1 pseudogene is annotated in these 474 nt (G+C 74.9%); it reads right to left on the bottom strand.

The features are described from left to right. Window positions 1-290 (bottom strand): annotated as a pseudogene (locus LPA54_RS37590) (peptidase E); the annotation flags it as partial. Window positions 291-474: the final 184 nt, after the last annotated feature.

Below are 474 nucleotides of genomic sequence, written 5' to 3'. Positions count from 1 at the left end.
ACCACGTCGTGGTCGAGCACCGTGGCCTCGACGTCCTCGACGTTGGGCATGGGGAACAGCTGGAGCGGAGTGAGGTCGTAGCCCGCCACCCGGGCCGCCTCGGAGACCCGAGCCGCGACCATCTCGGCGTCGCCCGCCGCCGTCCCCACGGGGTGGACGCGCGGCCGTCGGCCGTGCCCGCCGGAGTGGTCGACCGCGGGGTGCACCAGGGCGTCGAAGAGCACCCGCGTACGTCGGCCGGGGCGGAAGCCGCCTGAGGTGGCGACGATGGTGGGTTCGGGCGCTGTCACGGGCGTGATCGTATCCCGGTCGCCACGGTGGAGAGCGTGCGTTGTCCGTGAAGGCGGCGCGCGGGCCGGACCTCTCGGGGAGCGGCGCCCGGGGACTTGCGCACGGCTCCGAGGAGACGCCAACAGCGCGGCGGGGGAACGGAGTTGCCCGTTCTCCCGCCGCGCTGCGGTGCGCGGTCAGCAC

The sequence above is a fragment of the Streptomyces sp. DH12 genome (assembly GCF_020873895.1).
Lineage (GTDB): Bacteria > Actinomycetota > Actinomycetes > Streptomycetales > Streptomycetaceae > Streptomyces.
This window is presented reverse-complemented; position numbering and strand designations above follow the sequence as displayed.